A 25,830-nucleotide genomic window follows, 5' to 3' on the forward strand; every position below is an offset into this window, starting at 1 on the left:
AACACGCTGTGCTACCCAAGCGCTTATTATTAGAGCCCTGAGCTATACAGTCCGTTTCAACTATCTTTTACCAATAGATTCAAATATTCGCTCAAGGTCTTCTGCTATTCCTTCCGCAGCCAGCATTCCTCGATTTAATGACCAAAGTTCGGGAGATACTTGGATTGCTTGTCCGTTAGATTTTATTTTTAGTAGTTGATAAAGTGGACTGGTTTGCCAGTCATCCAGTACAGTTTGAGGCTTTTTTTTACTGTAGAATAGCCAATCAGGGTTCACTTTTAGCAACACTTCTAAGTTCGCTTCCATTAAGTGACTGGTTCTCAATTCGGGCAATGCAGGTTGCAACCCAAGATGAGCAAGTAGACTTCCCGTATAAGATCTAGGACCATGCATCCACATCCCACGGTCGTTGACATTTGCAAACTGCACAACACCTCGGGTCGAAAACTTCCCTTTGTAGGCCTTCATTATCTTGTTGTGGAGGGCAATACGATCGCGCATCTGTTGTTCCTTACCAACGGCTTTTCCAATCTCTAGCGCTGCGTCTAGGCTCTCTTGGTAACTCTCTCCACGGCTTTTGAGCAGTATAGTTGGTGCAATCTGTGAGAGATCTTTAAAGCTAATACTATGCCGATGGGCGTCAGCGATGATCAGATCTGGTTTGAGCTGAGAAATAACTTCTAAGTTCGGTTGAGAACGCATACCTACAGACGTCCAAGGATCGACCAATTCTCGCACTTGGGGAATAATACGCTCAGGATTTTGGTCATCGGCAACCCCCACAGGTGAAATACCTACTGCCGCTAAAGCATCAATAAATGAGTACTCAAGAACGACAACGCGAGGTGTTTGAGGTTGAATATCGGAACTGTTTTCATTCTGAGCCAAAGCGACTTGCGCCGTGCATAAGCATAGCGCAAGAAGAGCTCTTTTTATGAAGTGTCGAAGATTCATTAGAACTTACCAGAGAAACTTAGCGTGATATTGCGAGGGTCCCCTGTGTATAAGCGGTGACTGTCAGTGCCACCAACGTAATACTCTTCATCAAATAGGTTCGCGATGTTCAGAGAGGTACGGTACTCTTTCACTTCATAGTGAACACCTACATCAACGGTCACGTAAGCCGGTAACTCTACACGGCTTGACGGGTCTTCACTCGTGTAGCGAGCGCCTTCATAATTTGCCCCCAGTGTTGTACCGACCACACCACCCGCAATTTGATAAGGGAAGTTGTATTTGGTCCAAACATACGCATCATGATATGCAGTCATCGGAGTACGATTGTTTTGAATTGACGTATCTGGATTATCAGATATCTCAGAATCAACATACGCGTACCCTAACTTGATTTGCCAATTGTCAATCGGCATTGCGAGTAACTCGGTTTCAACCCCTTTACTGCGGATGCCTCCGAGCAGTTCGTAGTCTCCATTATCGTTTTTGTCGACAACATTTGATTTTTTGATATCGAAGTAGGCAACGGTTAGGTTAGTTTTATCATTGATAAGGTTCGTTTTTGTGCCAACTTCGTATTGGCGGCCTTTTTCTGGATCGAACGCATCATCGTTAGCATCTTTTTTCTCGACGCTGTTAGGGTTAAAACTTTCACCATAACTTGCGTATAAAGAAGTGCCCTCTATTACTTTGTATACAATTCCAGCTTGGGAAACAAAGGCATCGGTTGTCTGAGAATCTGTCGTTGATTTACTCACATAATCAAAATCAACATCCTGTCGGGTGTAACGCACACCACCCATCACAGTCCAATGTTCGTTTAAGTTAATAGTATCTTGAGCGTACAAGCCGTAGTTGGTGTAATCAGTAACGCGGTGATCTCGCTTATACGAACTTTGATCACGACCACTTGGATCTTGAGGGTTGTCGAAATCGATGGTCGTGGTCGCGTAGGTCTCACGAAGGAAATCTTTCTTTTCTAAACCAACGTTGATTCCAAAGAGTAATTGGTGTTCGACGTTGTCAGCCCATACGCTGCCTGTGGTGCGTACATCAACAAAGTGATATTCACGTTTGTTTACTTGGTCACGATCACGAACGCTCACCTTTTGAGTCGCATCATTGATATTTCTTGTTTCATAGAGTTCGCGTGAGTCTTCATGCCACACACTTCTCCAGTCAGCGATCAAGTCAAAATTATTAGTCAGCGCTGTTGTGAACGTGGCAAACGCAACGGTGCCTTTATCTTCATCGGTGTCATCGGCCGATTGGTAGTGAGTATCAATGGGTGCAGCTTGGTCTATGTTATTGTTGAGAGCCACAATACCATTGTCTGCGACACGCTGTTCAGATTGTAATTCAACGCCAAAAGTGAGTTCAGTAAGGTCTGATGGGCGATAAGTTAAAGTCGGAAAAAGATAGTAGTTTTGCTCATCGACATCGTTGCGGTAAGAATCCGCATCTTCAGCGCTGATGATCATTCGGTACATCCAAGTTTTACTGGTGTTTAATGGGCCTGTTGCATCAATGGTGCCTGTGAAACCGTTGTCTTCTCCAAAATCACTAACGTTGGTTGTGTATGTGCGAGCAGAAACATCGTAGCTTACTGAAGCCACATCTTGAGGCTTCTTCGTGATGATATTAACCATACCACCAGGCTGGATCTGACCATACATGATTGAGGCAGGGCCTTTTAAGATTTCAACCTGTTCAACGTTCGCTGTCGTTGGAGAGCCAAAACGTGAAGCTAAACCTGGTAGACCATTGATCTGAATGGTATTCAGGTCGGCTGGCATGCCTCGCAACGTAAAACTATCAGCATCAATACCAGAACGAGTCAAGCCAGTAGTGTAACCGTAAGCATCCTCAAGAGTTGTTGCGCGGATATCTTGCAGAAATTGTTGGTTGATAATATTCACCGTACTCGGTGTTTCAAGAGGGGCGATATCCGTTTTGGTCGCAGTACTCACCTTAGGGTTTAGGTAAGAATTTTGTTGGCCGAAGATCGTGATGGTTTCGTCAGTCACGTTTCCTTGGGTTTTATGGGGTTGATCAGATGCGATAGCGTAGCTGTTGATGCCTAAAATTAAGACTAGGCTTTTGGTGATGGTGTTTGCTGCGAATTTCATAATTTGGCTCTGTACTTATTCTTTTTATGCATAGATATGCATTATTATTTAGTTACATTTGGTAATGTTTTGTTATCATCAAATGTACGCCGCACATAATAATCATTATCATTCAGCTTGCAACACTATTATTTTCAATTGATTTATGTTTTTTATGATCACTTAATGGGTTTATTTTGTGAGTTGACTCGTAATTTTGTCTTGGGTTTTTCTAGTTCAGTTCCATTAATAATTTGAAATATTTTTGTTCGATTTTCGATAATGAAATTGATTGTCATTTTTGTTGTGGTTACAATCTGCATAAATACCGGCTGGGCGTGTGTTTATCAATGTCCACCTAAACTACGTAATGATTGACATGACATCTAATGCGAACTAACACCGCGCCAACCTTTATTTGGCTCTCTTTAATAGCCTTCTTGTTGCTGGGGAGTTTCTATTCGTTACTCTCTTGGTCTAGCTTTCCTCTAACACTGACACACTTTATCGGCTACGTGTTCGCCTTTGATCCTATGAGCATTGAGCATCAGATATTGTCGTCTATTCGTGTACCAAGACTGCTCTCGGGGCTTATTCTCGGGTCCAACCTTGCCATCGCTGGTGCGTTGATGCAGGGGTTGACGCGTAACCCTTTAGCTTCTCCTTCAGTGCTCGGCATTAATGCTGGTGCTGCTTGTTTCATGGCGCTTTCAACAATTGGCGTCCCATTTCTAAGTGAGCTACCTAGTATCGTTGTGGCGTCTATTGGTGGTGTGGTGAGTGGTACATTGGTCATGACATTGGGTGGTTTTTTTTCTGCGCGCCCACACCCTTTGAAGTTAGTTCTTGCTGGCATCGCTATCAGTGCGCTGTTAACTGGTGTCACTCGAGCATCCGTGATTTTAGCTGACGATAAAGCCTATAGTGTGATCAATTGGCTTGCTGGTTCTCTCTCATCTATCGGTTGGGAGCAGTGGCATAAGCTGTGGCCAGCAAGCGTAATAGGAGTGCTCATTTCGATATATGTGGCTAAGCTATTGAACCTTCTTTCACTAGGAAGTGATGTGGCAACCAGTTTAGGTTTGAATATCACTCTAACACGCTTACTGACTTGTATTTCTGTTGTGCTATTGACGGCTTCTTGTGTCGCAGTGGCTGGGCCAATTGGGTTTGTTGGGATGTTGGTTCCCCATATCGCGAAGCGATTGGTTGGTACTAATTTTCATATTCTGCTCCCAGCGTGTGCAATACTGGGGGCTGGCCTTATTGCATGGTCAGATGCTCTATCAAGGGCAATTGCCTTCCCTGCAGAAACCCCAGTCGGTGTGATTACCGCTTTGATTGGCACTCCGTTCTTTGTCTTCCTAGCGGCGCGAGGTCGGTCATGAATCATCAACTTAAACTCGTAGCACTGTTCACCTTCCTATTCTGTGTTGGTGTGATCGGTCTCATTTCAGGCGCAACCGATGTTTCTATGCGCCAACTCGGACAAACCTTATTATCAGGCGGTGAATTTGATTTTGTTATTAATCAATACCGCTTACCTCGTGTGATCTTAGCTATGGGGGTTGGGGCAGGGCTTGGGCTTTCAGGTATGTTAGTGCAAGGCGTTATTCGGAACCCATTGGCTTCGCCTGATTTGATGGGTATCAGTGCGGGGGCGGGGTTAGCTGCGACCTTTTTATTAATATATTTTCCAGAAGCCCCTATTCATTACTTGTCTCTGGCGGCATTGGTTGGAGGCTTAGGGGCGGCACTGCTTATTTTATTGATTGGGCATACAACAAAACCATCACCTGCGCGTTTGGCCTTGATTGGTATCTCGATCAGTGCATTTCTCGCCAGTGGTATTGATTTTTTGATGATCATTAATCCGGTAGAGATCAATACTGCGATGGTGTGGTTGACCGGCAGCCTTTGGGGACGAAATTGGGAGCAAGTTCCCTACATTTGGTCCACGCTCTTCTTCATATTGCCCTTTGCATTTTGGCTTGCATGGCGACTGGATGTGATTGGGTTAGGTGAAGAGACAGCAACTTCATTAGGGGTTAATCCAAGTCGTATTCAAATAATGGCTTTAATGAGTGCAGTGGTACTCGCGAGTATTAGTGTGTCTGTATGTGGCACTATTAGTTTTGTAGGGTTATTAGCACCACACTTGGCGCGTATGTTATTTGGTCACAATCACAAGTTGCTTGTCCCAAGTACTGCTCTACTTGGAGCTTTGATGGTGTTGATCTCTGACACGTTAGCTCGAGGGGTTCAACCGCCAATTGAACTTCCTGCTGGTGTTCTAACTTCTCTCATTGGCGCCCCTTATTTTATTTTTCTACTACAACGCTATAAGGGTTGGTCATGATTTCGACTAAAAACCTCAAAGTTTCCTATGGTGATACCGTTGTCATTAAAGAACTGAATCTTACTTTACCTAAAGGCAAGGTTACTGCTTTGGTTGGCCCTAATGGATGCGGTAAGTCAACTTTGCTAAAGACCTTAGCTAGAATCAATAAGCCTACAGAAGGTGAAGTCTTGCTCAATGATAAGCCCTTGAGCGTTTATGGTGACAAACCTTTGGCTCGCGAAATGTCTTTGCTACCACAAGTTTTGGTAACGCCAGAAGGCATTAACGTAAAGAGGTTAGTGGAGTACGGTCGATCTCCTTATTTATCGCATTGGGGTAAGTTGGGTGACATTGATAATGACGCAGTTGCCAAAGCCATGCAGGAGACTGGGGTAGCGGAATTGGCTCAGCAATCTGTAGATTCTCTCTCTGGTGGCCAGCGGCAACGCACTTGGATTGCTATGATTTTGGCTCAAGATACCAATATAGTCATGCTCGATGAACCGACTACTTATCTCGACCTTTCTCATCAAATCGAGCTTATGAACATCATGAGAGAGATGAACAAGCAGGGTAAAACAGTCGTTGTTGTGCTGCATGATTTGAACCAAGCGTGTCGTTATTGCGACCATTTGATTGTATTGAAAGAGGGGGCTCTAGTGGCACAAGGCACACCAGAGCAGGTCTTCACTGAAACTATGCTAAGCGAGGTATTTTCACTCAAGGCCAAAGTGATTAAAGATCCGATCGCTAACACGCCAATGTGTGTCGCGTATTGACGATGTATCATGACTGAGAACTTTGACCTTCCCGAACTACTTAGTTACCGCCAATGAAGCCTTTTTCCTACGAATCACTTTGTTGGTGGTGTGAGAGTCTCGCCTTTTGATTGAATGACTTTCTGGTACCAGTAAAAACTTTTTTTCCGTGTTCGATTTAATGTTCCTTTACCGTTGTTATCACGGTCGACGTAAATCATGCCATAACGTTTGGACATTTGAGCGGTTGAAGCACTGACTAAATCGATCGGTCCCCAGCAGGTATATCCCATGATATCGACTCCGTCCTGTAGAGCTTCTCCAACTTGATATAAGTGATCATTAAGGTACTGAATGCGATAGTCGTCTTCAATTTGCCCATCTTTGTTTGGCGTATCGGTGGCTCCCAGGCCATTTTCTACAATGAATAGAGGTTTTTGGTAGCGGTCATACAGTAGATTCAACACAGTACGTAGTCCTTTCGGATCGACCTGCCATCCCCAGTCGGTGGACTCCAGATAAGGGTTGCTGCCCATTTTGAAGGCCTTCTCATCTGTCATTTCTAATTTCTCGCTCTGAACGCTGACACAGCCAGTCATGTAATAACTGAATGAGATAAAATCGACGGTTTCTTTTAATGCCTCTTTATCTTCATCGGTAATATCAAGAACAACCCCCATTTGTTTAAATTTACGCGTCATATAGCTTGGGTAGTAACCACGACCTTGGACATCTCCGAAGAATAGCCATTCACGGTTCTGCTGCATGGCTTCAAAGACATCGTCCGGATGACTGGTTAATGCATACTGGATAGCTCCCAGCATCATGTTGCCAACCTTGGCATCTGGTAGCATGTCATGACAGATCTTAACCGCTTTCGCGCTTGCGACTAATTGGTGATGTATTCCCTGATACAGAGCTTGAGCATCACTTCCCCGAGGAATACCAGCCCCAGTAAAAGATTCATGTAGCGTGGCGTTGATCTCATTAAAAGTCAGCCAATATTTTACTCGGTTCCCAAATCGCGCGAATACTGTCGTAGCATAATTTTCAAAGAAGCCGATCAGCTCTCGGTTAGTCCAGCCGTGATACTTTTGGGCTAAGTTCAGCGGCATTTCATAGTGAGATAAGGTGACTATGGGTGTAATACCGTGCTTTTCGAGTTCATCAAAGATTTTATCGTAGTAGGATAACCCTTGTTCGTTGGGCATTGATTCATTGCCATTCGGAAAAATCCGACTCCAAGCGATAGAAAGACGGAAACAGGTAAAGCCCAGCTCAGAGAACAATTCAATGTCTTGTGGGTAACGGTGGTAAAAATCGATTGCAATATCTTTGATATTAAAATCTCCATCTTGACGAGGTTTTAACTCACCAAATGAACCGTATGGTTGAATGTCTGATGTGGATAATCCTTTCCCATCTATATTGTGCGCACCTTCTATTTGGTTTGCAGCCGTTGCTCCACCCCATAAAAATCCTTCAGGAAAACGAAAAGACATAGGTAGCTCCTCAAAGTTAACGATCTAGAAACATAAGGTAAGCTAATTTAAGTTGATAGTTTTGCGCGTTACAACCTAATTTGGTTATAGTATAAATAAGCTGAGATTATGCATAAGGAAGGGGATGGAACATAAACAGCATGCGGTTTCAAATTTATATACTTTTGGTATTGCGGCCAAATGTATGAGCTTTACTGGTGCAGCAGAAGAACTCCACTTAACACAAGCTGCGGTAAGTCAGAGAATCAAACAACTTGAACTGCAATTAGGGTTTAAGTTATTTGTTCGGTTGACTAGAAAACTGGAGCTAACAGAAGAAGGGAGGCAGCTATATGAAACCGTAAACGGTGCTTTCTCTACGATTTTTTCAGATATTGATGATATAACGTTCAATGAACTTTCTGGAGAGTTATATATTGGTATTGCCCCTACATTCGCTCAATCATGGCTGCTCCCTAAACTATCGGATTTCCAAGCCCAGTATCCGCACTTAAACTTGAAAATCAGAGTGAAAGCCAGTCACCTTGACTTTCAGCATGAACCCGTTGATCTGGCGATATATTATTGCCGAGATTCACAACCAGATATGTACAATGAAGTCCTTTTGGAAGAGTTCCTTACTCCTGTATGTACACCGTTATATGCGGAAAAAAACAACATAAATCGTGATATCAATTGCTTGTCAAATGCGAAGCTAATTCACTGTACAGAATCTATTGACTCAGCAAATTTTGATTTTGAATGGCAGCATTGGTTCAGGTTGCAGAAAAACAAGATCAACACCCCGTCAAGTTATTGTGTTTTTAATCATGGCGAAATGGCTATATCTGCAGTTAGGAATCATATGGGAATGGGGATGGGGAGAGTAGCTTTGATCCAATCCTATCTTGACAGTGGGGAGCTGATTGCTCCGTTTCCCTCAGTTCGTGCCGACATGAAATATTTACTTATTTGCCCCAAAGGGATGGAACAGCGAAAGAAATTTAAAGCTTTTACATCTTGGATTCGAGAGCAGCTTGCTGAAGATAGATAGTTTTATATTGGCTTACATTACTTTCCTTCATTTAAGCTTCGCACTTTTGTCTCTTGGACTAAGTCCAATTCAATGTGAAATCGTAAAACGAAATAGCCCAATGTGTTGTAGCCTCATACTGAGCTATTCACTTTGGGCTGCTTTTTCTAACGTTATCTAGAGCTCTGAAGCTTTATTCTTAGCTTGCTGCAAGCGGCGAAATGCTCTTAACATCCAACCTGAACTATTGACCACAAAGATACCAGAAAGGATGAAAACTGAGCCTATCAGGAACTGCTTATCAAGGTGTTCTCCCAGCAATATGTAACCAAAGACCACACCAAACAAGGGCGTCATAAAGGAAAGGATGCCAATTTGTGAGGCTTGATAGCGGCCCAGAAGCCAAAACCAGACTAAAAAGGCGAGAAATGACACGACTACTGATTGAAATATTAAGTTAACCCACACCATAGGTGTTGAATTAAAATGCCACTGGTGCGTTACGGTAGATGCTATAGCCAGTAAAACAAACCCAACAATGAGCTGATAAAAAACCACCTGTTTCACTGGTACTTGAGAAAGAGAAGTGCATCGCACTATCACTGTCGTTAGCGACCATGCCAATGCTGCAAGAAAAGCAAGAACATCCCCAATGAAAGTGTCAGAGGCATCCGTTGAACTCGGTTCCCAGAAAATGATACCTATCCCGCTAAAAGCAATCAGAATTCCTATCCATTGAAGCAACGACATTCTTTCTGATGGGACAAACAGATGAAGAATTAGAGCGGTAAAGATCGGTGAGCTGTATAAAAATACAACGGCGTGGGCTGCGGTCGTTCGGGTCAGTGCCTCGCCCAATAAGAAAAACTCTAGAGCAAAGAAGGCTCCCGCAAGCACTCCATATTTTATTGCTCCGGAGTTAGAGACAAAACGTTCTTTTTTAAAGCGCATGTACATTAGGATCAAAACTGCTGCAAATAATGAGCGCAAAGCAAGTTGTACGATAGGGGCCATATCTGCACTGACGGCTTTAATCGCGACTTGTTGTCCTCCCATGATCATGCAAAAGATGATCATAAGAGAAAAAGCGGTGACATCGAGTGGTTGTCTTTGTTGCATAATTGTTTGTCTTATGATGATTAATGTTAATTTTTATATTGCCTATGACACATTCAAAACATATAGTTTAAAACTGACATGTAACCGTGCAAAAGTGACACTTTGGTTATGAAAAAAAATCGCAGCTTAGTTCCATTTCAAAACCGTATACCTGAGCCGATGTACTTTCGTGTTGCGGAAATCCCGGCTAATTCAAGTTACCCTAAGCACAGTCACCCTTGGGGGGAGTTTGTCTATTCTTACAATGGTGTTATGGAAGTAAAGATAGGAAACCGCTCCTATTTAGCCCCTTCTCAGTATGGGATTTGGCTTCCACCGGGTATTGAACATCAAGGCTTTAATCAACATGAGGCCACTCATTGCTCGTTATATATCGAGGCGCATTACGCGAACGTATTGCCAAACAAAGTATGTGCTTTGCAAGTCACACCATTGATCCGTTCAGCGCTTGAACATTTAAAGCAATTTTTGCCTGTGCCTCCTTATTCTGCCGAACAAACTCGTCTCATTAGGGTTATTCACGATCAACTTAAGCAAACTCATTCGATTGAGAGCTTTTTACCTTCGACTGATGATGCCACGTTGTCACGTGTACTTGACCATATCGAAAAGTATCTTGATCAAGACATCCCTCTTAAAACATTGGCGGCCCATTTTTACATCACAGAGCGTACTCTCATGAGAAAAAGCAACAAAGAATTGGGCATGTCTCTCACAGAGTGGAAGCAAAAACTGAAAGTACTGAAAGCGATGAATCGACTGGAGGTGGGCGATAGTGTTGAAGTTATCGCCCTTGAGTTGGGGTATTCAAGTTCATCTGCGTTTATCGTTATGTTTAAACGAATTATGGGTGTGACCCCGAAAGAATACCTTAAGATGAACGTGTAATATTTTGCGCAATATGGTGCCACATACTGACAGGGTTTGAATACATAGGGAAATGTCCGCAGTCAGGTATTTCTGCCAGTCTTACACCTTCCCTCTCAATATGGGATAGGTAAGATAGATGTTGGTTCTGCTCTCCATACATGAACATCTTCGGGCATGACAAGCTCAGAAATTTAGCCATTAGATCACCATCATCTGATAGTTCTACCATCGACGTGAATATCGCTTTAACTGCATCGGCTCGAACTTTATGGCGTAAGCTAGCGGAATATAAGGCGCTTGCATAGTGTGGTGCATGGCGAGTTCGCGTTATAAATTCATCAAAAAATTCTGTTGCGCTGCTTGATGGGTAATTGATAATTTGCCGGCTCAGAAAACAATCTTCTGGCGCTATGTTTCCTTCAATGTCGGTGAAGCTGAGCACACGGTTTGGGTAATGATGCGCGAGCATTAATGCGGTCAACCCTCCCATAGAATGCCCTACGAGATGAAATTGTTTGAACCCTACCTGATCCAGTACCGCAATAGCTGTTTTCAGGAGAAAAGGGATAGTAACGGATGAGGGATCGCTGCATTGAGTCTCACCGCATCCTGGCGCATCGTAGGCAAGAAAAGGATGGTCGTTAAATTCTGCATAATGAACAATGTCAGCGTAGTCTTCTTTAGTTGAACCAAAACCATGGAGAAAGACAATCGGATCGTTCTCTCCTGATCGGGTTATCGCTGACACGCTAAGATGTACACCTTCGATTAAAAAAGGGAAACGTTGGCTTGAAAATAGCTCCATACAATACTCACATTGGTTGTTAATGTTGCCAATGTACAGTTTTTCATTGATAGTTAAATTCTAACATTAGTATCTCTGTGATACGAAAATAGAATTAGCAACATAGAATGAGGCATTTTAACGTACTTCATTATTGTTTAGTCAGGGACTACTGATGAGTAAAATTGATTATAGGTTGATAAAACAACTTTATCTTTTTTTAGCGGTTGCCGAAGAGGAAAACTTTGGTCGCGCAGCAAAGCGGCTAGGAATGTCTCAGCCACCTTTAACGGAGCAAATCAAAACACTTGAGCAGTCGTTGAAGCTCACTTTGTTTGAACGTTCTCGCCGCGGGACTAAATTGAGTGCGTCAGGAAAAGCGATTCTTCCTCATGTACAGAAGTTTGTTATTCAAATGTCATCTTTGGAAAAGGTCGTTCGGGAGGTGGCGCTTGGACAATCAGGGGTTATTCATATTGGTGCCATCACATCTGCTATGTTTGAAGTGCTACCAAACTTTTTAGAGCACATAAAGCAACATTACCCAGACGTCACTGTTTTTGTGGATGAAATCGACAGTGCGGAAGCAATTTCATCATTGTCCTCTGGTGAATTGGATTTGGCATTTGTTCGAGTTGACGGTGAAATTGGCATGGGGTTGAGTTCAATACCATTAACCGAAGATAAACTTGGGGTCGCATTACCACTCGATCATCCACTGGTGAACGCTGATTGTATTTCATTGAGAAGTTTGCAAGATGAAGCACTTGTTATGCCGTCGAGGCGAGTCAACCCTCCGTATTTCGATCTATTAACTTCCGCTTGTCGAAATCACAATGTTAATCCACGAATTCTTTATGAGGTTCGCTCAGTGACAGCTCAGATAGCTTATGTGAGCTGTGGTCAGGGCGTAGCTTTAGTTCCAATGGGCATCGTCAATATGATCCCTAACAATGTCAAACTCGTTCCACTTAAAGAGGCCATTTCAGTCGTGACTGCTGCGTTGGTGTGGGACCCGGAACGTGGTCACCCTTTGGTCGACTACGGAGTTCAGTGGCTGAAAGAACATATTACTGATAAGAAAAACCTATCAAGCTCTTAGTTGAATAGTATTTTTCAACATTTTAAGAGTGCTAGACAATAGTGCATCTTTTTTAACTATTGCGAGTTCACTCTTGGATACCTATTTGAGTTTTGCTGCTATTGCATTAGCCGTTGTCTATATGCCGGGGCCTGGGACATTAAAATCCATTTCCAACGCCATTAATTTCGGTTTTCAAGGTTCGGTCGTCGGGATATCAGGTTTAACGTTGGGTGTGTGCGCTGTCGCTTTGTTTTCTGCGACAAGTCTGGGGCTGCTGTTGGTTTCCTCCCCAATGGCTTTTAAAGTTGTTTCTTACTGCGGTTCCGCTTACCTATTTTATTTGGGACTTAGGCTGTGGTTTGGTAGCAGCAAGGCTCAGGTGATCTCTACGAATGCGGCATTCAAGAAGAAACAAGTGTTTGGGGAAGGTGTTTTGCTACAATTTAGTAACCCGAATGCTATCCTGTTCTTCTTTTCTGTTTTCCCTCATTTTATCAAGCCAGATGAAAGCTATGTTGTACAGTTTTCGGTGCTGGTAGGGATATTTAGCTTGGCATTTATTTGTGCGCATTCGACCTATGCGTTACTCGCCTATAAGGCTAAAACACTTTTCCTAGGCGCACATCGACACTGGCTGGATAAGATCAATGCTATTTTGTTTGTCTTGTTGGCCGTATATTTGTTATGGAGTTCATCCATTTAATCACGTCATCACTTCAAAGGAGAAAGGTACTTGAATATTAAACACCTTGATCATTTTGTTTTAACCGTGGCCGATATTCCAACCTCGGTTGCTTTTTTTCAATCGGTTATGGGTATGAACGCTGTCACCTTCGGAGAAGGGCGAGTCGCCTTGGAATACGGTCAGCAAAAGATTAATTTGCATCAGCTAGGCCGTGAGTTTGAACCTAAGGCACGGCACGTACAAGCAGGTAGTGCCGATCTCTGTTTTATCATTGAAGGGGATTTAGCAAGCGCAATGCAGCATGTTCGGGCTCAAAACGTTAACATTTTAGAAGGTCCGATCACTCGTACTGGAGCGCAGGGACCGATCACTTCCTTCTACTTTCGAGACCCTGATGGGAATCTGATTGAGTGTTCCGTTTATGAGTCTTAACACGATGAACAGTAGTGGTTATGAAAGAAACCTATGACTTCAGCCCATTTTTTATTCAAACACGGGGCAAAACTGGTCAACCCAGTCGGTATCGCTATATTTCCATATCTCCACTAAAAAGCCCCCATTGCAATGCAGTGAGGGCTTAAATCAGATTCCAATAATCAAATCTACGTTTAGTTCAGAGCGTAGTGCTTTTTTGCTGCATCAAGGATCTGGTTGGCTTCCACATCGTCGCCCCAGCCTTGCAGTTCCATGCCACCGTCTGGACCTTTGTAGTTTTCAAACCATAGACCAATGATGTCCTGAACGCCTGGATAGGAGCTGTTTAGATCGTTCAGAGAAGTCACATCTTTAAATGGTGAATCGTTAGTGAGAACGCCTACGAGTTTGTCGTCTTGCTCGCCGTCATCTAGCATTTTCATTACACCGATCAGACGAATAGGAACAACTTCACCTCGTGGTACAGACTGACCAAGTACAATCACATCCAACGGGTCGCCATCGCCACCAAACTCTTTAGGTAGAGCAGTACGTGGGATAGAGCCATAGTTACCTGGGTAGCCAAGGTAGTTAACCACGCGTGGTGCACCTTTCTTGTGCTCCCAAATCACTTGCTTGTCATTGTCTTTGCTGAGTTCCCACTTGGCAGAGGTGCCTGTTGGGATCTCTACAATTGCATTGACAATGCCATCAACAGAAGCGGCTGGGTAATCATTAAAGCTTGAGTTTGATTCGAGTGTGAATTGGTCCAATTGTTTGAGTACAGGAGCTGAAACTGCTGCTAAGTCATAGCTTAAACCATTGGCGGTAGACGTTGTTTTATAACGCAGCATGTAATCAACCTTACCGCGCTCTTTGAAAAGTTTATCGAAGCCTTTTTGATTGTATTCGCTAAACTGCCCCATCTGCTTAACTGAAAGCTTTGAACCACCAACGTTGTTGGTATCCATAGATAGGATATGGTTGCTGACTGCATTGACAGCCTTTGCGTAACCTTCAGTCGAATTTAGATCGAAGTTTGCTGCATCAATTGCTTTACGTACTTCTTTAGACCAGTAGAATTCTAAGAACGGGACGGGGTCATTCGGCTTGTCCCAGCCCACACCTCGAGAAAAGTACATCAGTGAGCGGTATTGATCGTTGGCGAAGTTGGTTAACCCAAGAGAGGTTGGGAGTTGTTGGTAGCTAATCGCTTCACCGTTGTGATTAAACAGCCATGTATTGCCATCTTTAACCATTTGGTTCCAGAATGCATCCATGTTTTTTAGGTTGCGGTAATCTTTATCAACCACCACATTGACATTGAATGATGGCCCACCTTGCGACATGCGATAGAACACATTGAATGTATGGTGTCCGTCAGTCAGGTAGTATTCATCGTTGGGTGCGATGACTACTGTCTTCATGTCTTGTTTACGTGAACCTATTTCCATTTCACAGGTGAAGGTCGAAGGAATATTTGGATGTGCTTGGTCTTTGATGCTCACTACGCCTTTTTGACCATTGGCTTCACAAATTTCATCAAACATTTTTTCTTGGTCAAATTGGTAGCGACCCAACTTGTACATAATTTGGTCATAACCTACGGATGGTTGAGTTGGTTTTAACTCATGGAGACCAAGGTTAATTACATCGCCTTCCGAGACATTGCTTGCATGAGTGGGTAAAGCAGAAATAGCCAGAGCGCCAATGGTGGCAAGAATCCCAATTTTAGTCATAAGTCCTTCTATATGTGGAATAAAAATATATGCGCTAAGTTAGTGTGCAATCGTGACATTAAGATTTCACTTTGATAAAGAAGATATTGCAGTCGTTCGTGCTCGCTTTTCTTGCCTGTAGTAAAAGAACACAAGAATTTAAAGTATGTGGTTGATTTATGTTCGACTATGGCAAAGGGTTAAGTATTGAGGTTTCCCCTCGTAATTTCTCCAAAGCGCTCTGAGCTGCTAGTTCGGCTATGGAGTAGGCCTAGACCGTAGGCAGGGCTTTTCAAGTCTCGGGATATTTCTTCAATCTGCATTCGTTTCGAACAGACCCTGATAAGATGATTGGGTATTCGAATTATAGTCATAACCTGCTCCAGTATTTCAGGGCACTATCAAAACAGGCTAATCACTTAAAGTTATGTCCGAAAATCGGGGGCCATTTCTCTTTTTAAATCCTAATTTGAAGCTAGACTTTAGGTAAAATCAAACCTTCGGGGGTATTGGATTATGGCTAGGTGGGGGGGGACTAGAATTAGAACTAAGTTTGTAATCACATACTCGGTTCTCACCGTTTTTTTCGTCATACTTCTGTTTTTTGCTTTTTACATTACAGAGCGGCAACGCCTGATAGATAATGCCATAAAATATTCCAATCGAATTTCAACCCTGTATTCTGATGTCATAAACCAAGAACTCTTTCGACACGTGGCGCTCATGCAGTTGTTAAGTAAGCGTCAAGCGTTTCAACAAGGCCATTTAGACTCTATCGTTAGTGAACTGATTTGGCTGAAAAAAAACTCTAAAAACTCAGTGGTCAATACACTCTATATTGATGATCAATGGAATCGAATAGACTATAAGGGAACGGAGCTAAAAATTACCCGCCCGAACATTATCCAAGACATTCGATGGCAAAATGCTAACTATCATGTCTCTCCTCCCCTTCATGGTGGCGTGGTCAACATGCCCGTAGTCGTCCTTGGTGTGCCAATACATGACTCAAATCTGCAATGGAAAGGCATAATTGCGGTATCTATCTCTTTACGGTATTTGACTGAAAGGCTTTCAACCGTGAGCATAGGTAACAATCGTTATGCGTGGATATCTGATATTAATGGTGGGATTATCGCTCACCCAGACTTCTCTAAAGTTATGACAGTCAATCTTTATGATACTGAAAAGCTCGATTATCTGGGGCTTGTAGACATTATCGAGAAAACAAAACAAGCTAGTACAGGTTATGGCTATTACTATGAAACAGCATCTAATGAGAAAAAACACCTAACTTTTTCACGGTTAAATGTAGTGCCTAATTGGACCGTTTTTGTGACGGGAAACGAATCTGACCTTGTTCTAAATATAGAGCAAGTGATAGAAAATATTGCTATCACACTGTTTATCGTGGTGTCCGTTTTTATGCCAGCAATAGTATATCTATGCCATGCTGTGACCCGACCAATCAGTGAGCTGACCAAAAAAGTTAATGATGCTTTAGGGGGGGGCTATCACAACTTTGTAGGTATTCGTTCTACTGATGAAATAGGCCAGCTTTCTGATGCATTTAAAACGGTTATCACTGAAATTAGTCAACAAAATGCTAATTTGGAGAAAGCAGTTTCTAAAAGAACAGAAGAATTGACCTGGTTAGCTATGCACGATCCAATGACCAAACTATTTAATCGTCGTGCACTCATCGAGGCTACTGAAAAGGAAATTTCTAGAGTTATCCGTCATCAATTAGCTATGTCTCTTGTCATTTTGGATATCGACCACTTTAAGACAGTTAACGACACATATGGTCATGATATTGGTGATTCAGTGCTTATTAGGTTTGCTCAATTTCTTCAATCGAATTCTCGAAAAGAAAATCTAGTCGCACGCTGGGGAGGCGAAGAGTTTGTCATTGTCGTCGTTGAAGGAGAGCTAGAGGATGCGAAGGAGTTCGCATCTCAGTTGCTAGACGATATAACTAAAGTGGATTTTTCTCCGGTTCCAAACGTAACATTTAGTGCTGGTGTAGCGTCCTACAAACCCAATGAATTACTTGCAGACCTAGTTGCACGAGCGGATAAAGCACTCTATCTCGCCAAAAATTCTGGAAGACAGTGCGTGGAAACAGAAGAACACGTTGGGGCCTCTCAATCTACATTCGCTTTGAATAGATACTAACAAGTTGTTTTGGTGTTCGAATTTCAACAGGTAAGTTAGTTGCCAGAACCCATGGTTCCTTTGCCGACGCTGAGTAGATTTTAGGTGACGGGTGATGACAATTTGCTAGGGCGTGTTGACCTTTCGTGGTTGAATTTTGTTCGGGTGGGGACGCCTAGTCAAAAGCGTTTTAATCGCGGCGAGGGCTAATATGTTAGATCATTAGAGGTTGACGTTGAACTTGCGTCTATATGTAAAGTCGACATTGTTGTAGGGTAATTAAATCATACGAGGTGAAAATGTTATCCAAAAAGACCACAGCGTTGATTGTTGTTGATGTGCAAGGAAAGCTCGCGAGTTTGATGCATGAAAGCGACGCTAATATTGAAAATACGACGAAGTTAGTTAAAGGTGCCAAAGCGCTGAACTTACCCATTGTATGGCTAGAGCAAAACCCAGAACGTTTAGGTCCAACCGTTGAACCGATTCGCGAAGTGCTAGCAAAAGATCATTTAGCGATCGCTAAATACACTTTTGATGGCTGCAAAGAAGCGACATTTAAACTGGCGGTGGAAAACACTAAAGTCGATACATGGTTAATCTGTGGGATTGAAGCGCATATCTGCGTTTATCAAACCGCGTTATCTCTGCGTAAAATGGGGTATCGAGTCGAGCTTGTTACAGACTGTACCGCTTCAAGAACGGCGGCAAACAAAGCGTTGGCGCTTGCTAAGCTCACTGCTAATGGGGTGGGGTTGACGGGCGTTGAGATGTGCTTGTATGAAATGGTCGAAGATTGCCGTGCTCCAGAGTTCAAAGAGATCCTTTCCCTCATCAAATAGCGCCTATGCTGCAACGGGGCGTTTTTCTGTTCTCCCTTTTACAAAACGATAAAAATTGGTTCATCGCGGCTTTCCGGGGAAAGCCGCTTTTATCTTCAAGAAGAAGTAGTCAGTATCTCGATAACCATATCCCATTCGCTTGATTAGCTTTATCTTGTTGTTTATCCCTTCAAGCGTGCAAGTATTTAACGGATAACTTGCCGATGCGATAACCCCGTGAAGATATGGTCTGAGTTTTCGAGCGAACTCTTTTAATGGCTTAATCCCACTCTCTTGCACTTGTTCCCACCACGCGTCCCAGAGCCCCTTAGCGTGCCCTTCTGATTCACAATACCAAAGCTCTTTGAGTTGTGCTCCGAGTATATAAGTGGTCATTAAGTCCTTATTGATATTCAATATTTCAGTAAGATAGCTTTCTTGGCGTGTATTTAAGTTGCCTCTATTTTTCAGCAGTACCCAGCGTGAACGCTTCACCCATTGCCTCGCTTTTTTGTCTTGCTTAAGTTTGTTGGCTTGGTCGACTCTAACTCTATCCATCACCTCGCGACCGAACTTAGCGACAACATGGAATAAGTCGTAAACGATTTTTGCGTTCGGACAGTGCGCTTGAACTTCAAGATCGAAAGCCGTATTCATGTCCATCGCGACGGCTTCGATATTTATCCCATGCTCGCCTAATTGCTCGAAGAACGGTCGTATGTCTTTGCGGCTACGACCTAATCCTATCCAAATGACTTGGTGAGTCTTAGCATCAGCGATGACCGTGGCATATCGATGTCCTTTAAAGATGGCGAACTCGTCCATGACGAGTTGCCTTAGGTCTTCCCATTTTATTGACGGTACAACTTGTCTAAGCCGGTGTTTATCTATCTCTTTAATTGTGTGCCAATGAACGCTCGTTAACTGGGAGATATGCTTAATAGGGAGAAGAGGTAATAGTTGTTCTATATAACTTTTTAGGCGCTTCGTTATGCGAGCATAAGGCTCTAACCAAGATAGAGACTCTGTTTTTATGCCGCAGTCGCGACACTTAATCCTTCGAGTTTGAACGGAAAGTTCAACTGGAACACCGAGTAACATGGCATCCTTTACATGACGCCATTGATACTCATGGATAGCTTCGTCTTCAAGACCACAGAGGCATTTAGCTTCAGAGTTAGGTTTAAGAGTAAGGGTAATAAGTGTTGCTGTCTGGTGAGACTTTACTATTTGAAAGCCTTCCCAGAATGAAGATAGGAAAGTATGATTCGGCATGGAAACGGTAGTTTGTGTATGATTTTTGTTTGGCGACTAAACCATATCACTTACTACCGTTTTTGTTTTAAGTTCCCGCTAATCCGCGATGAACCTAAAAATTCCCCAAGCCGGAACTTGGGGATTGAGCGACATTGGCGTGTGTTTAGGTTATCTATCGATTACTGAGCGGGTTTAAACGTCACCTTGTAAGCGTATTGATTGTCCGTTAACTGGAATTCCTTGTGCACACTTGGGCTCCAAGAGTCATCACCGCCCACACCCATGTGTTTATGATCTAAGCGCATGTAAATCTTCTGTTCCGCGACCAAATCATTGGTGTGTTTCGCTGCTGCTAAGTGTTGCTGAGCGTACTGACTCACACTGAACTGGAAGTCACCCGAGATTTCTAACTCATTCACCTTCAACCATTGCGTACCACAACGCAGACCGTTATCGGTTGGGAAAATGTATGGCGTGTGCATTTGCTCAAGCGTTTGTGTGTGCTGGCCGAAGCGCGCCGCTGCCAAACGGTCTGGGTAGTTTTCAAACGGACCTAAGCCTTGCCATGTGATCGGCGCTTTTTGCTCGTTCAATGGTAGTTCAAGTTCCAAACCGATACGTGGCATTGGTGGCAAATCATCAGCTAGCTTCACATCTACAGTCAATATCATCTCGCCGTTATTGCTCAGGGTGTGCGTCCACGTCGTGATCGCTTGTATTACACCATTAAAGTGGTAAGCGAACGTCGAAGTCACTTTCACCGCATGTGCCATAGTTTCACTGTGGCAAGCGACACATTGGCGCTCCCACTGGCCGATACCCGCCATGTCCCAACGACACATCCAAGCATTTGGGTCGACGTTGTCGATTTCGCTCACGCCGATGTCGTTATCCAGTGGAGCACGGAAGAAATTATCTTGTGGTGCCGCAAGCATTTGTGCTTCACCATCGACACGCCAATCTGTCATCAAGCCAGTTTCGCTATCCCAACGCCATTGATGTTTTTCATCCAAGCTAGACACCAAAATGGCATTGTCTTGCTGCGTTAGCATTGGCGCCGGTTGCGTTTCCAATGCTGGCAGAGCAAGGCCTACTGTATTGCGTAGTGACATTTGCTCAGAAGCAACGACGTGCTCTGCGTCTGCCCAAGGTGTTGCAGCAATCAGAGTAATGTCGGTATTTAAGTGATATTGCGCTTCCGCTTTTGGCTTGAAGTTAAGGGCAATCTCAATGCTTGCTTGGCTGTCGGCTTCTACATTAAGCGCCAAAGAACCCGTTTGGATAACTTTGCCATCTTCCAACAAAGACCAGTTCAATTGCTCATTATCGGTTGCGCGGAACAAGTTCTCGTTAGTCACTAACAGTGTACATGCGTCTTGGGTTTGCTCTTGCAGTGACACAGTGATCATGCGTTGGCAGTATTTTGCTTCTTCCAACGTTGGATGAACCGTGCGATCAGGGAAGATCAAACCGTTGATGCAGAACTGACGGTCATTGATTTCATCGCCAAAGTCGCCGCCGTAAGCCCAGAAGTGTTGGCCGTTTTCATCCCATTGGCTCAAGCCTTGATCGACCCAATCCCAAATAAAGCCGCCTTGTAGGCGAGGGTAATCGCGGAACGCATCCCAGTAGTCATTAAAGCTGCCCAGACTGTTGCCCATCGCGTGTGCGTATTCACACAAAATCAAAGGACGAGTTTCGTTAGGTAACGACACCCATTTCTTGATTGCCCATTTAGGCACAGCTTCGTCTTCGATGACCGTATTCACACGCGCGTACATCGGTGCAATGATGTCGGTTGCCGTGGTGTTTGAACCACCACCTTCGTACTGTACTGGGCGAGAAGGATCGTAGTTTTTAGACCAAGCGTACATCGCATTGTGGTTGCTGCCGTGACCGGATTCGTTACCTAAAGACCAAATGATGATCGAAGGGTGGTTCTTATCGCGCATCACCATTTGGGTGTAGCGGCTCATGTAAGCGTGCGCCCATTGTGGATCGCTCGATAGGCGGTTCATTGGTTGCATGCCATGGGTTTCGATGTTCGCTTCATCGCACACGTACAAGCCGTATTGGTCACATAGTTCGTACCAACGAGGGTGGTTCGGGTAGTGCGCTGTACGTACCGCATTGAAGTTGTATTGCTTCATCAAGCAGATGTCACGGATCATGTCTTCTTCCGTCATCACATGACCAAGCTCTGGGTGATGTTCGTGACGGTTCACGCCGCGGATCAGCAAAGGCTTACCGTTTAGCTTCAATTGGCCATCGGTGATTTCGACTTTACGGAAGCCCACAGGGTACGCTTCGCTTTCTAAGTGCGTGCCATTTTCATCCAACAATGAAACGACTAAGCGGTAAAGGTTCGGTGTTTCCGCCGTCCATTTCTTTGGCTCGCGTACGTGCAATGTTTGGAATACCACGTCGTCCCACGTACCACGTTCGTCAATGCGGCGGTTGTGCGGACGGTCGATGCGTGGCTCTGTCACGGCTTGTTCGCCATCAAACAGCTGCACTTGAACTTGGTAGGTGTCCGGCGCAGAAATCGAAGTCACAACCGACAGTGAACCATCGCGGTAACACGCGTCTAAATCCGGTGTGATGAACACGTCTTCAATGCAGTGTTGTGGTTTAGACAGCAAAGTGACGTCGCGGAAGATACCACTTAGCCACCACATATCTTGGTCTTCTAGGTAGCTTCCATCACTCCAACGAATCACCATGACGGCTAGGCTGTTTTCACCCGCAACAAGGTAAGGCGTTAGGTCGAATTCAGAAGGCAGGCGGCTATCTTGGCTGTAACCAACCCAAGTGCCGTTACACCAAAGGTGGAAAGCCGAGTTCACGCCATCAAAGATAATGCGTTGCGTATTGTCTAAATCTTCTGCTGAAAGTGACACGCTAGTACGGTAGCAACCCGTTGGGTTATCACTCGGCACAAACGGCGGGTTTACTTCGAATGGGTATTTCACGTTGGCGTAGATAGGCTTGTCGTAACCTTGCATTTGCCAGTTTGAAGGGACAGTAATCTCATCCCAGTCTATGTCATTGAATTGTGACTCGATGAACTCGCCGTCAACTTGCTCTGGCGCATCAAACAGTTTGAATTTCCATTGGCCGTTCAGCGATTGACGCTGGGCATTAACATTGTCACGAGCATCTTCTTCATCACGAAAGCTTGCAAGTGGGCTGTGCGCCTTAAGGTTATTGATATTGACCGATTGTGGGTTTTTCCAATCACGTCTTTGAATAATATCTGAGAATGCTGTCATGATGTTCCTATTTAAATTTCTTTGTTACTAATTTGTTTTCGCAATCATTTCGCAGCGTAATAAAGTGAATTGCGTTGCGAACGAGTCGGAGAGCGACGAATCGTTATTTCGCTAGTTGCTCTACGAGATAATCTTTGGCTTGGGTATAGCCTTGTTGTGATGCTTGGTTGGCTAGCGCAGCGGCTTGCTGTACATCGTTGTTTTCGAGTGCTTTATCGATTTGAGATTGAAACACTTCCCACTCATCCAGCGCTTCTGGAGAGGCGGATGGTGTCATTTGAGAGTTCTGTTTCTGCTTGGTTTGGGTGCCTAGTTCTGTCAGCAGTGTGAGAACGGCACTGTTGTTTGACGCGCTGGTGGTCACCTCGACGACACCAAATGCTTGGTATTCCGCGACTAAAGGAAGCTGTTTACTGCCGATAATGTTCTGAGATTCCGTATACACCTGTTCTGGGTGCTGTCGTGCGAGCTTTTGTCCAAGCATTGATGAGTCGGAAGCAAGGACTATGTATTGAGCACCGTTTAGCTGCGGGTTGATCGTGATGACTTTCTCGATACGTTCTAAACCGCGCATGCCGGTTGGGTGGTACTCGAAATCCTGTGCCGAGTAACGAGAAACAAGCTGCCAGTTTTCGTTATAAACTAAGACGCTCGCAGCAAATAAGGCTTGGTTATCGACATAAGAGCGTACAAGCAGCGAGAATGGCGAGTCAGAAGTGATTTGATAGCTCATCACTGGGAGTGGTTTAGAAGAATCTGAAAAAAGTAAAACCGCATTGCTCAAGCTTGGTAGATTTGCATCCATAACCACCTGCTGGTGGAAAGGAATCGGTAGAGCGGTCAGAGGCAAAGCATCTAACGTTGAGCAACATTGTGGTTGGCTCAAATCGGTATTGAAAGTTTGCTCTGGTAATCCACTGCACGCGCCAAGAGACAGAGCCATGAATAGAGTTGCTAGCGGTTTTAGTTTCATCTGCGTTGTCCTTTGTGGGGTGAGTGTATTACTCACCCCTTTGGGTTCATAAATAGTAGCGGGTTTGGATTACCACCACGTTTCGACGTTAAAGCCGAAAGTGATCTCATCAATATTTTGCTTGGCGATGCTTTGTGCTTGGCCGTAGACATCATTGCCGCGTCCCCACTCATCGGTTTTCTCTGAGTAAGTCGCGAATAAACGGAGTGATGGACGAGCCCAAACGCCTTTGCCTGCTTGGAACATTTGCGACACTGTCACTTTGTACATGTCATTGGTGCCAGCACCATTTTGTGCTTCTACTGATTCGTAGCCAACTTCAAGTGCGGTTGCCATGTATTCTGTCCAACTGTATTGAGGGCGAGCGCCCACGCTGAACCACTTCTCACCTTCGTCGTTGTCGAGATTTTTATCTTGGTAGGCGATGGAGTACATTACTTGGAAGTCTTCACTTACGTTTAGGTCACCTGAATTGAAAATACGCCAGCTGTAACCATCATGCTCAACACCTGTGCTGTATTTACGGTTGGAGCCACCTTCTGCACTCATCAAACCGCCCGCAAGCGCATCAGTACCGTATTGGAAAGCGAATGTGTTTGAGCCGTAATCCCAAGCTTGGCGGTAGAGTGTCGATAACATCGCGCCAGAAGTGGTGATGTCACTCTCGTCATAGCTGGAATTTTGCGTGAACACGTAGTTCAAACCGACCGTAAGATCTGCACTGTCGCTTAGTTCAATGTCGCTCAAACGTGCGTCGATATTGTGTAAGCTGCGGCCATCTGCGCTAGAATTTGGAGCCATCCATGCGATGTGACCTTTAGCAAAACCAAGATCCCAGTTTTCAACACCGATACCTGTGCTCGATGTGTCCCAGTATTTGATGTCAATCATGTGAACTTCATGACGGCGGTAAAAACGCTCGCCCGCCCACACAGTGGCATCGGCTTGTCCGTCAATCAGGCCGTGACCTGCAGACCACATCTGAATCAAGCTAACGTCACCCCAGCTCTCGCCACTTCCTAGGTAAAGCGTGGTATCAAAGTACGCTTCACCTTGTTGCCAAACGTCGGCTTTGAGGCCCGCTTCCCACCAGTTCAGCTCGTTACCTAAACGGTAGTTGCCGTAGCCTTGGCTCGCTCGAATTACATCGTTGCGTTCGCCTTTGCCTGAATTGTGTTCGTCGTTATCGGTGTAAATGTTGCCCCACTTGGCATAGCCAAAGTATGTGATGTTCTCCACTGCGGCCATACTAGCAAGCGGAACAAGGGCGAGGGTTAGCCCTAGCGCTCTTACAAGCGTCTTTTGTTTCATGAAGTGTCTCCATTCTATTTATATGGATTTATTTTTTATTGTTTTGAGTCCTAACTCGCTGCGCAGTGTAAATAAACTCTGGAAACGTTTTCATGATGGGGTTGGCATTTTTGACGATTGATGGTTTTTTGGATATTTAATGTGATATCTATCGCGTTTTTATTGGTTTTTGATGTTTTTGGGGAGTGCTTTTTGATGTTTTTGTTGAATCGTTATCTCGGTGTTGTGTCGGACTTTACTAGAGATAATAAAGAAGTGCTGAATTTAAGTGGTTGAAATATATTAATTTAGTCGGGTTAAGATAGCCCAACTGAAATCAATTGGGCATGTGAGACAAAGAAGTTAAATGTAGTCACTTAAATCAAAGTTGACACTTTAATCTGACGACATCGTCAATCTGGGGTATTAAGTTAGGACCCAATAAAGACACTTCATGACGTACTCGAAGGCTTCAGAATACGAGGGCTATGCCATGACCGCAAGGGCGGCAGGTATTAAATGGATGTTTAGTCGCCTAAATGATAGGGTTGTGTTTTTAAGTTGATGATAATAAAAGCTTTTACATAGAGAGAAATGGGTGTTTATATCGAAGATGTTTGTGTCAGTGAAGACGTAGACGTATATTCTTTCTCAAAAGTAGCCACCAAATATAAGCAACTCCAACCTCTCAATAAGCTATGTTAATTATGG

20 protein-coding genes and 2 pseudogenes are annotated in these 25,830 nt (G+C 44.1%); 10 read left to right on the plus strand and 12 right to left on the minus strand.

The features are described 5' to 3' along the window. Positions 1-60: 60 nt before the first annotated feature. Together vsple_RS21615 and vsple_RS21620 are read right to left on the minus strand one after the other, a co-directional pair. Positions 61-954: a Fe(3+) dicitrate ABC transporter substrate-binding protein gene (locus vsple_RS21615; RefSeq protein ID WP_261884145.1), complete on the minus strand. Its 894-nt coding sequence runs from the start codon at positions 952-954 to the stop codon at positions 61-63. After that, positions 954-3,083, minus strand: coding sequence for a TonB-dependent siderophore receptor (locus tag vsple_RS21620; RefSeq protein WP_261884146.1), 2,130 nt, complete (start codon positions 3,081-3,083; stop codon positions 954-956). The genes vsple_RS21615 and vsple_RS21620 overlap by 1 nt, the downstream gene beginning before the upstream one ends. A gap of 368 nt (positions 3,084-3,451) precedes the next feature. On the opposite strand from vsple_RS21620, the gene vsple_RS21625 reads away from it, so the two are divergent. The 3 genes from vsple_RS21625 to fecE are packed head-to-tail and all read left to right on the plus strand — an operon-like array spanning position 3,452 to position 6,182. Next, positions 3,452-4,450, plus strand: coding sequence for a FecCD family ABC transporter permease (locus vsple_RS21625; protein ID WP_261884147.1), 999 nt, complete (start codon positions 3,452-3,454; stop codon positions 4,448-4,450). Continuing rightward, the gene (locus vsple_RS21630) at positions 4,447-5,421 is read left to right on the plus strand and encodes an iron chelate uptake ABC transporter family permease subunit (protein WP_261884148.1); all 975 of its coding nucleotides are present in this window, start codon (positions 4,447-4,449) and stop codon (positions 5,419-5,421) included. The genes vsple_RS21625 and vsple_RS21630 overlap by 4 nt, the downstream gene beginning before the upstream one ends. Further along, positions 5,418-6,182 (plus strand): Fe(3+) dicitrate ABC transporter ATP-binding protein FecE, encoded by a 765-nt coding sequence (gene fecE / locus vsple_RS21635; protein ID WP_261884149.1) that lies wholly within the window; start codon positions 5,418-5,420, stop codon positions 6,180-6,182. The genes vsple_RS21630 and fecE overlap by 4 nt, the downstream gene beginning before the upstream one ends. Positions 6,183-6,256: 74 nt before the next feature. On the opposite strand, the gene vsple_RS21640 is transcribed toward fecE, so the two are convergent. Then, complete coding sequence (locus vsple_RS21640) at positions 6,257-7,663, minus strand: glycoside hydrolase family 1 protein (protein WP_261884150.1); 1,407 nt, start codon at positions 7,661-7,663, stop codon at positions 6,257-6,259. A 124-nt stretch (positions 7,664-7,787) separates the two neighbouring features. Here vsple_RS21640 and vsple_RS21645 point away from each other — a divergent pair, with 124 nt between their 5' ends. Next, on the plus strand, positions 7,788-8,696 hold the full coding sequence (locus vsple_RS21645; RefSeq protein WP_261884151.1) for a LysR substrate-binding domain-containing protein: 909 nt from the start codon (positions 7,788-7,790) through the stop codon (positions 8,694-8,696). A gap of 156 nt (positions 8,697-8,852) precedes the next feature. Here vsple_RS21645 and vsple_RS21650 read toward each other — a convergent pair whose 3' ends face one another. After that, positions 8,853-9,794, minus strand: coding sequence for a DMT family transporter (locus vsple_RS21650; RefSeq protein WP_261884152.1), 942 nt, complete (start codon positions 9,792-9,794; stop codon positions 8,853-8,855). Between the two features lie 108 nt (positions 9,795-9,902). Between vsple_RS21650 and vsple_RS21655 the strand changes: the two genes are divergently transcribed. After that, the gene (locus tag vsple_RS21655; protein WP_261884153.1) at positions 9,903-10,682 is read left to right on the plus strand and encodes an AraC family transcriptional regulator; all 780 of its coding nucleotides are present in this window, start codon (positions 9,903-9,905) and stop codon (positions 10,680-10,682) included. Here the strand turns inward: vsple_RS21655 and vsple_RS21660 are convergent. Continuing rightward, a complete protein-coding gene (locus vsple_RS21660) occupies positions 10,666-11,469 on the minus strand; it encodes an alpha/beta fold hydrolase (RefSeq protein ID WP_261884154.1) in 804 nt (267 codons plus the stop codon). The genes vsple_RS21655 and vsple_RS21660 overlap by 17 nt on opposite strands. Before the next feature lie 154 nt (positions 11,470-11,623). On the opposite strand from vsple_RS21660, the gene vsple_RS21665 reads away from it, so the two are divergent. The 3 genes from vsple_RS21665 (at position 11,624) to vsple_RS21675 (ending at position 13,649) form a co-directional block, all read left to right on the plus strand. Next, entirely contained in the window at positions 11,624-12,550 is a 927-nt protein-coding gene (locus vsple_RS21665; protein WP_261884155.1) for a LysR substrate-binding domain-containing protein, read from the plus strand. 85 nt (positions 12,551-12,635) lie between these two features. Continuing rightward, on the plus strand, positions 12,636-13,235 hold the full coding sequence (locus tag vsple_RS21670) for a LysE family translocator (protein ID WP_261884156.1): 600 nt from the start codon (positions 12,636-12,638) through the stop codon (positions 13,233-13,235). Between the two features lie 30 nt (positions 13,236-13,265). Further along, complete coding sequence (locus vsple_RS21675; RefSeq protein ID WP_261884157.1) at positions 13,266-13,649, plus strand: VOC family protein; 384 nt, start codon at positions 13,266-13,268, stop codon at positions 13,647-13,649. 176 nt (positions 13,650-13,825) lie between these two features. On the opposite strand, the gene vsple_RS21680 is transcribed toward vsple_RS21675, so the two are convergent. Beyond that, entirely contained in the window at positions 13,826-15,370 is a 1,545-nt protein-coding gene (locus vsple_RS21680; protein ID WP_261884158.1) for an inorganic diphosphatase, read from the minus strand. A gap of 212 nt (positions 15,371-15,582) precedes the next feature. Next, a pseudogene (locus vsple_RS21685) lies at positions 15,583-15,714 on the minus strand (IS4 family transposase); the annotation flags it as partial. Between the two features lie 151 nt (positions 15,715-15,865). Here vsple_RS21685 and vsple_RS21690 point away from each other — a divergent pair. After that, positions 15,866-17,527 (plus strand): sensor domain-containing diguanylate cyclase, encoded by a 1,662-nt coding sequence (locus vsple_RS21690; RefSeq protein ID WP_420833826.1) that lies wholly within the window; start codon positions 15,866-15,868, stop codon positions 17,525-17,527. On the opposite strand, the pseudogene vsple_RS22065 reads toward vsple_RS21690, so the two are convergent. Beyond that, positions 17,505-17,630, minus strand: a pseudogene (locus vsple_RS22065) (IS4 family transposase); the annotation flags it as partial. The gene vsple_RS21690 and the pseudogene vsple_RS22065 overlap by 23 nt on opposite strands. Positions 17,631-17,805: 175 nt before the next feature. Here vsple_RS22065 and vsple_RS21700 point away from each other — a divergent pair. Continuing rightward, positions 17,806-18,348, plus strand: a complete 543-nt coding sequence (locus tag vsple_RS21700; RefSeq protein WP_261884159.1) for a hydrolase — start codon at positions 17,806-17,808, stop codon at positions 18,346-18,348. Between the two features lie 60 nt (positions 18,349-18,408). On the opposite strand, the gene vsple_RS21705 is transcribed toward vsple_RS21700, so the two are convergent. The 4 genes from vsple_RS21705 to vsple_RS21720 all read right to left on the minus strand — a co-directional run bounded on the left by vsple_RS21705 (position 18,409) and on the right by vsple_RS21720 (position 25,140). After that, on the minus strand, positions 18,409-19,602 hold the full coding sequence (locus vsple_RS21705; RefSeq protein ID WP_261884160.1) for an ISL3 family transposase: 1,194 nt from the start codon (positions 19,600-19,602) through the stop codon (positions 18,409-18,411). 161 nt (positions 19,603-19,763) lie between these two features. Then, positions 19,764-22,856, minus strand: a complete 3,093-nt coding sequence (locus vsple_RS21710) for a beta-galactosidase (protein ID WP_261884161.1) — start codon at positions 22,854-22,856, stop codon at positions 19,764-19,766. Between the two features lie 103 nt (positions 22,857-22,959). After that, positions 22,960-23,829 (minus strand): MalM family protein, encoded by an 870-nt coding sequence (locus vsple_RS21715; RefSeq protein ID WP_261884162.1) that lies wholly within the window; start codon positions 23,827-23,829, stop codon positions 22,960-22,962. A gap of 69 nt (positions 23,830-23,898) precedes the next feature. After that, the gene (locus tag vsple_RS21720) at positions 23,899-25,140 is read right to left on the minus strand and encodes a carbohydrate porin (RefSeq protein WP_261884163.1); all 1,242 of its coding nucleotides are present in this window, start codon (positions 25,138-25,140) and stop codon (positions 23,899-23,901) included. Between the last annotated feature and the right edge of the window lie 690 nt (positions 25,141-25,830).

The organism is Vibrio pelagius (genome assembly GCF_024347575.1).
GTDB lineage: Bacteria > Pseudomonadota > Gammaproteobacteria > Enterobacterales > Vibrionaceae > Vibrio > Vibrio pelagius.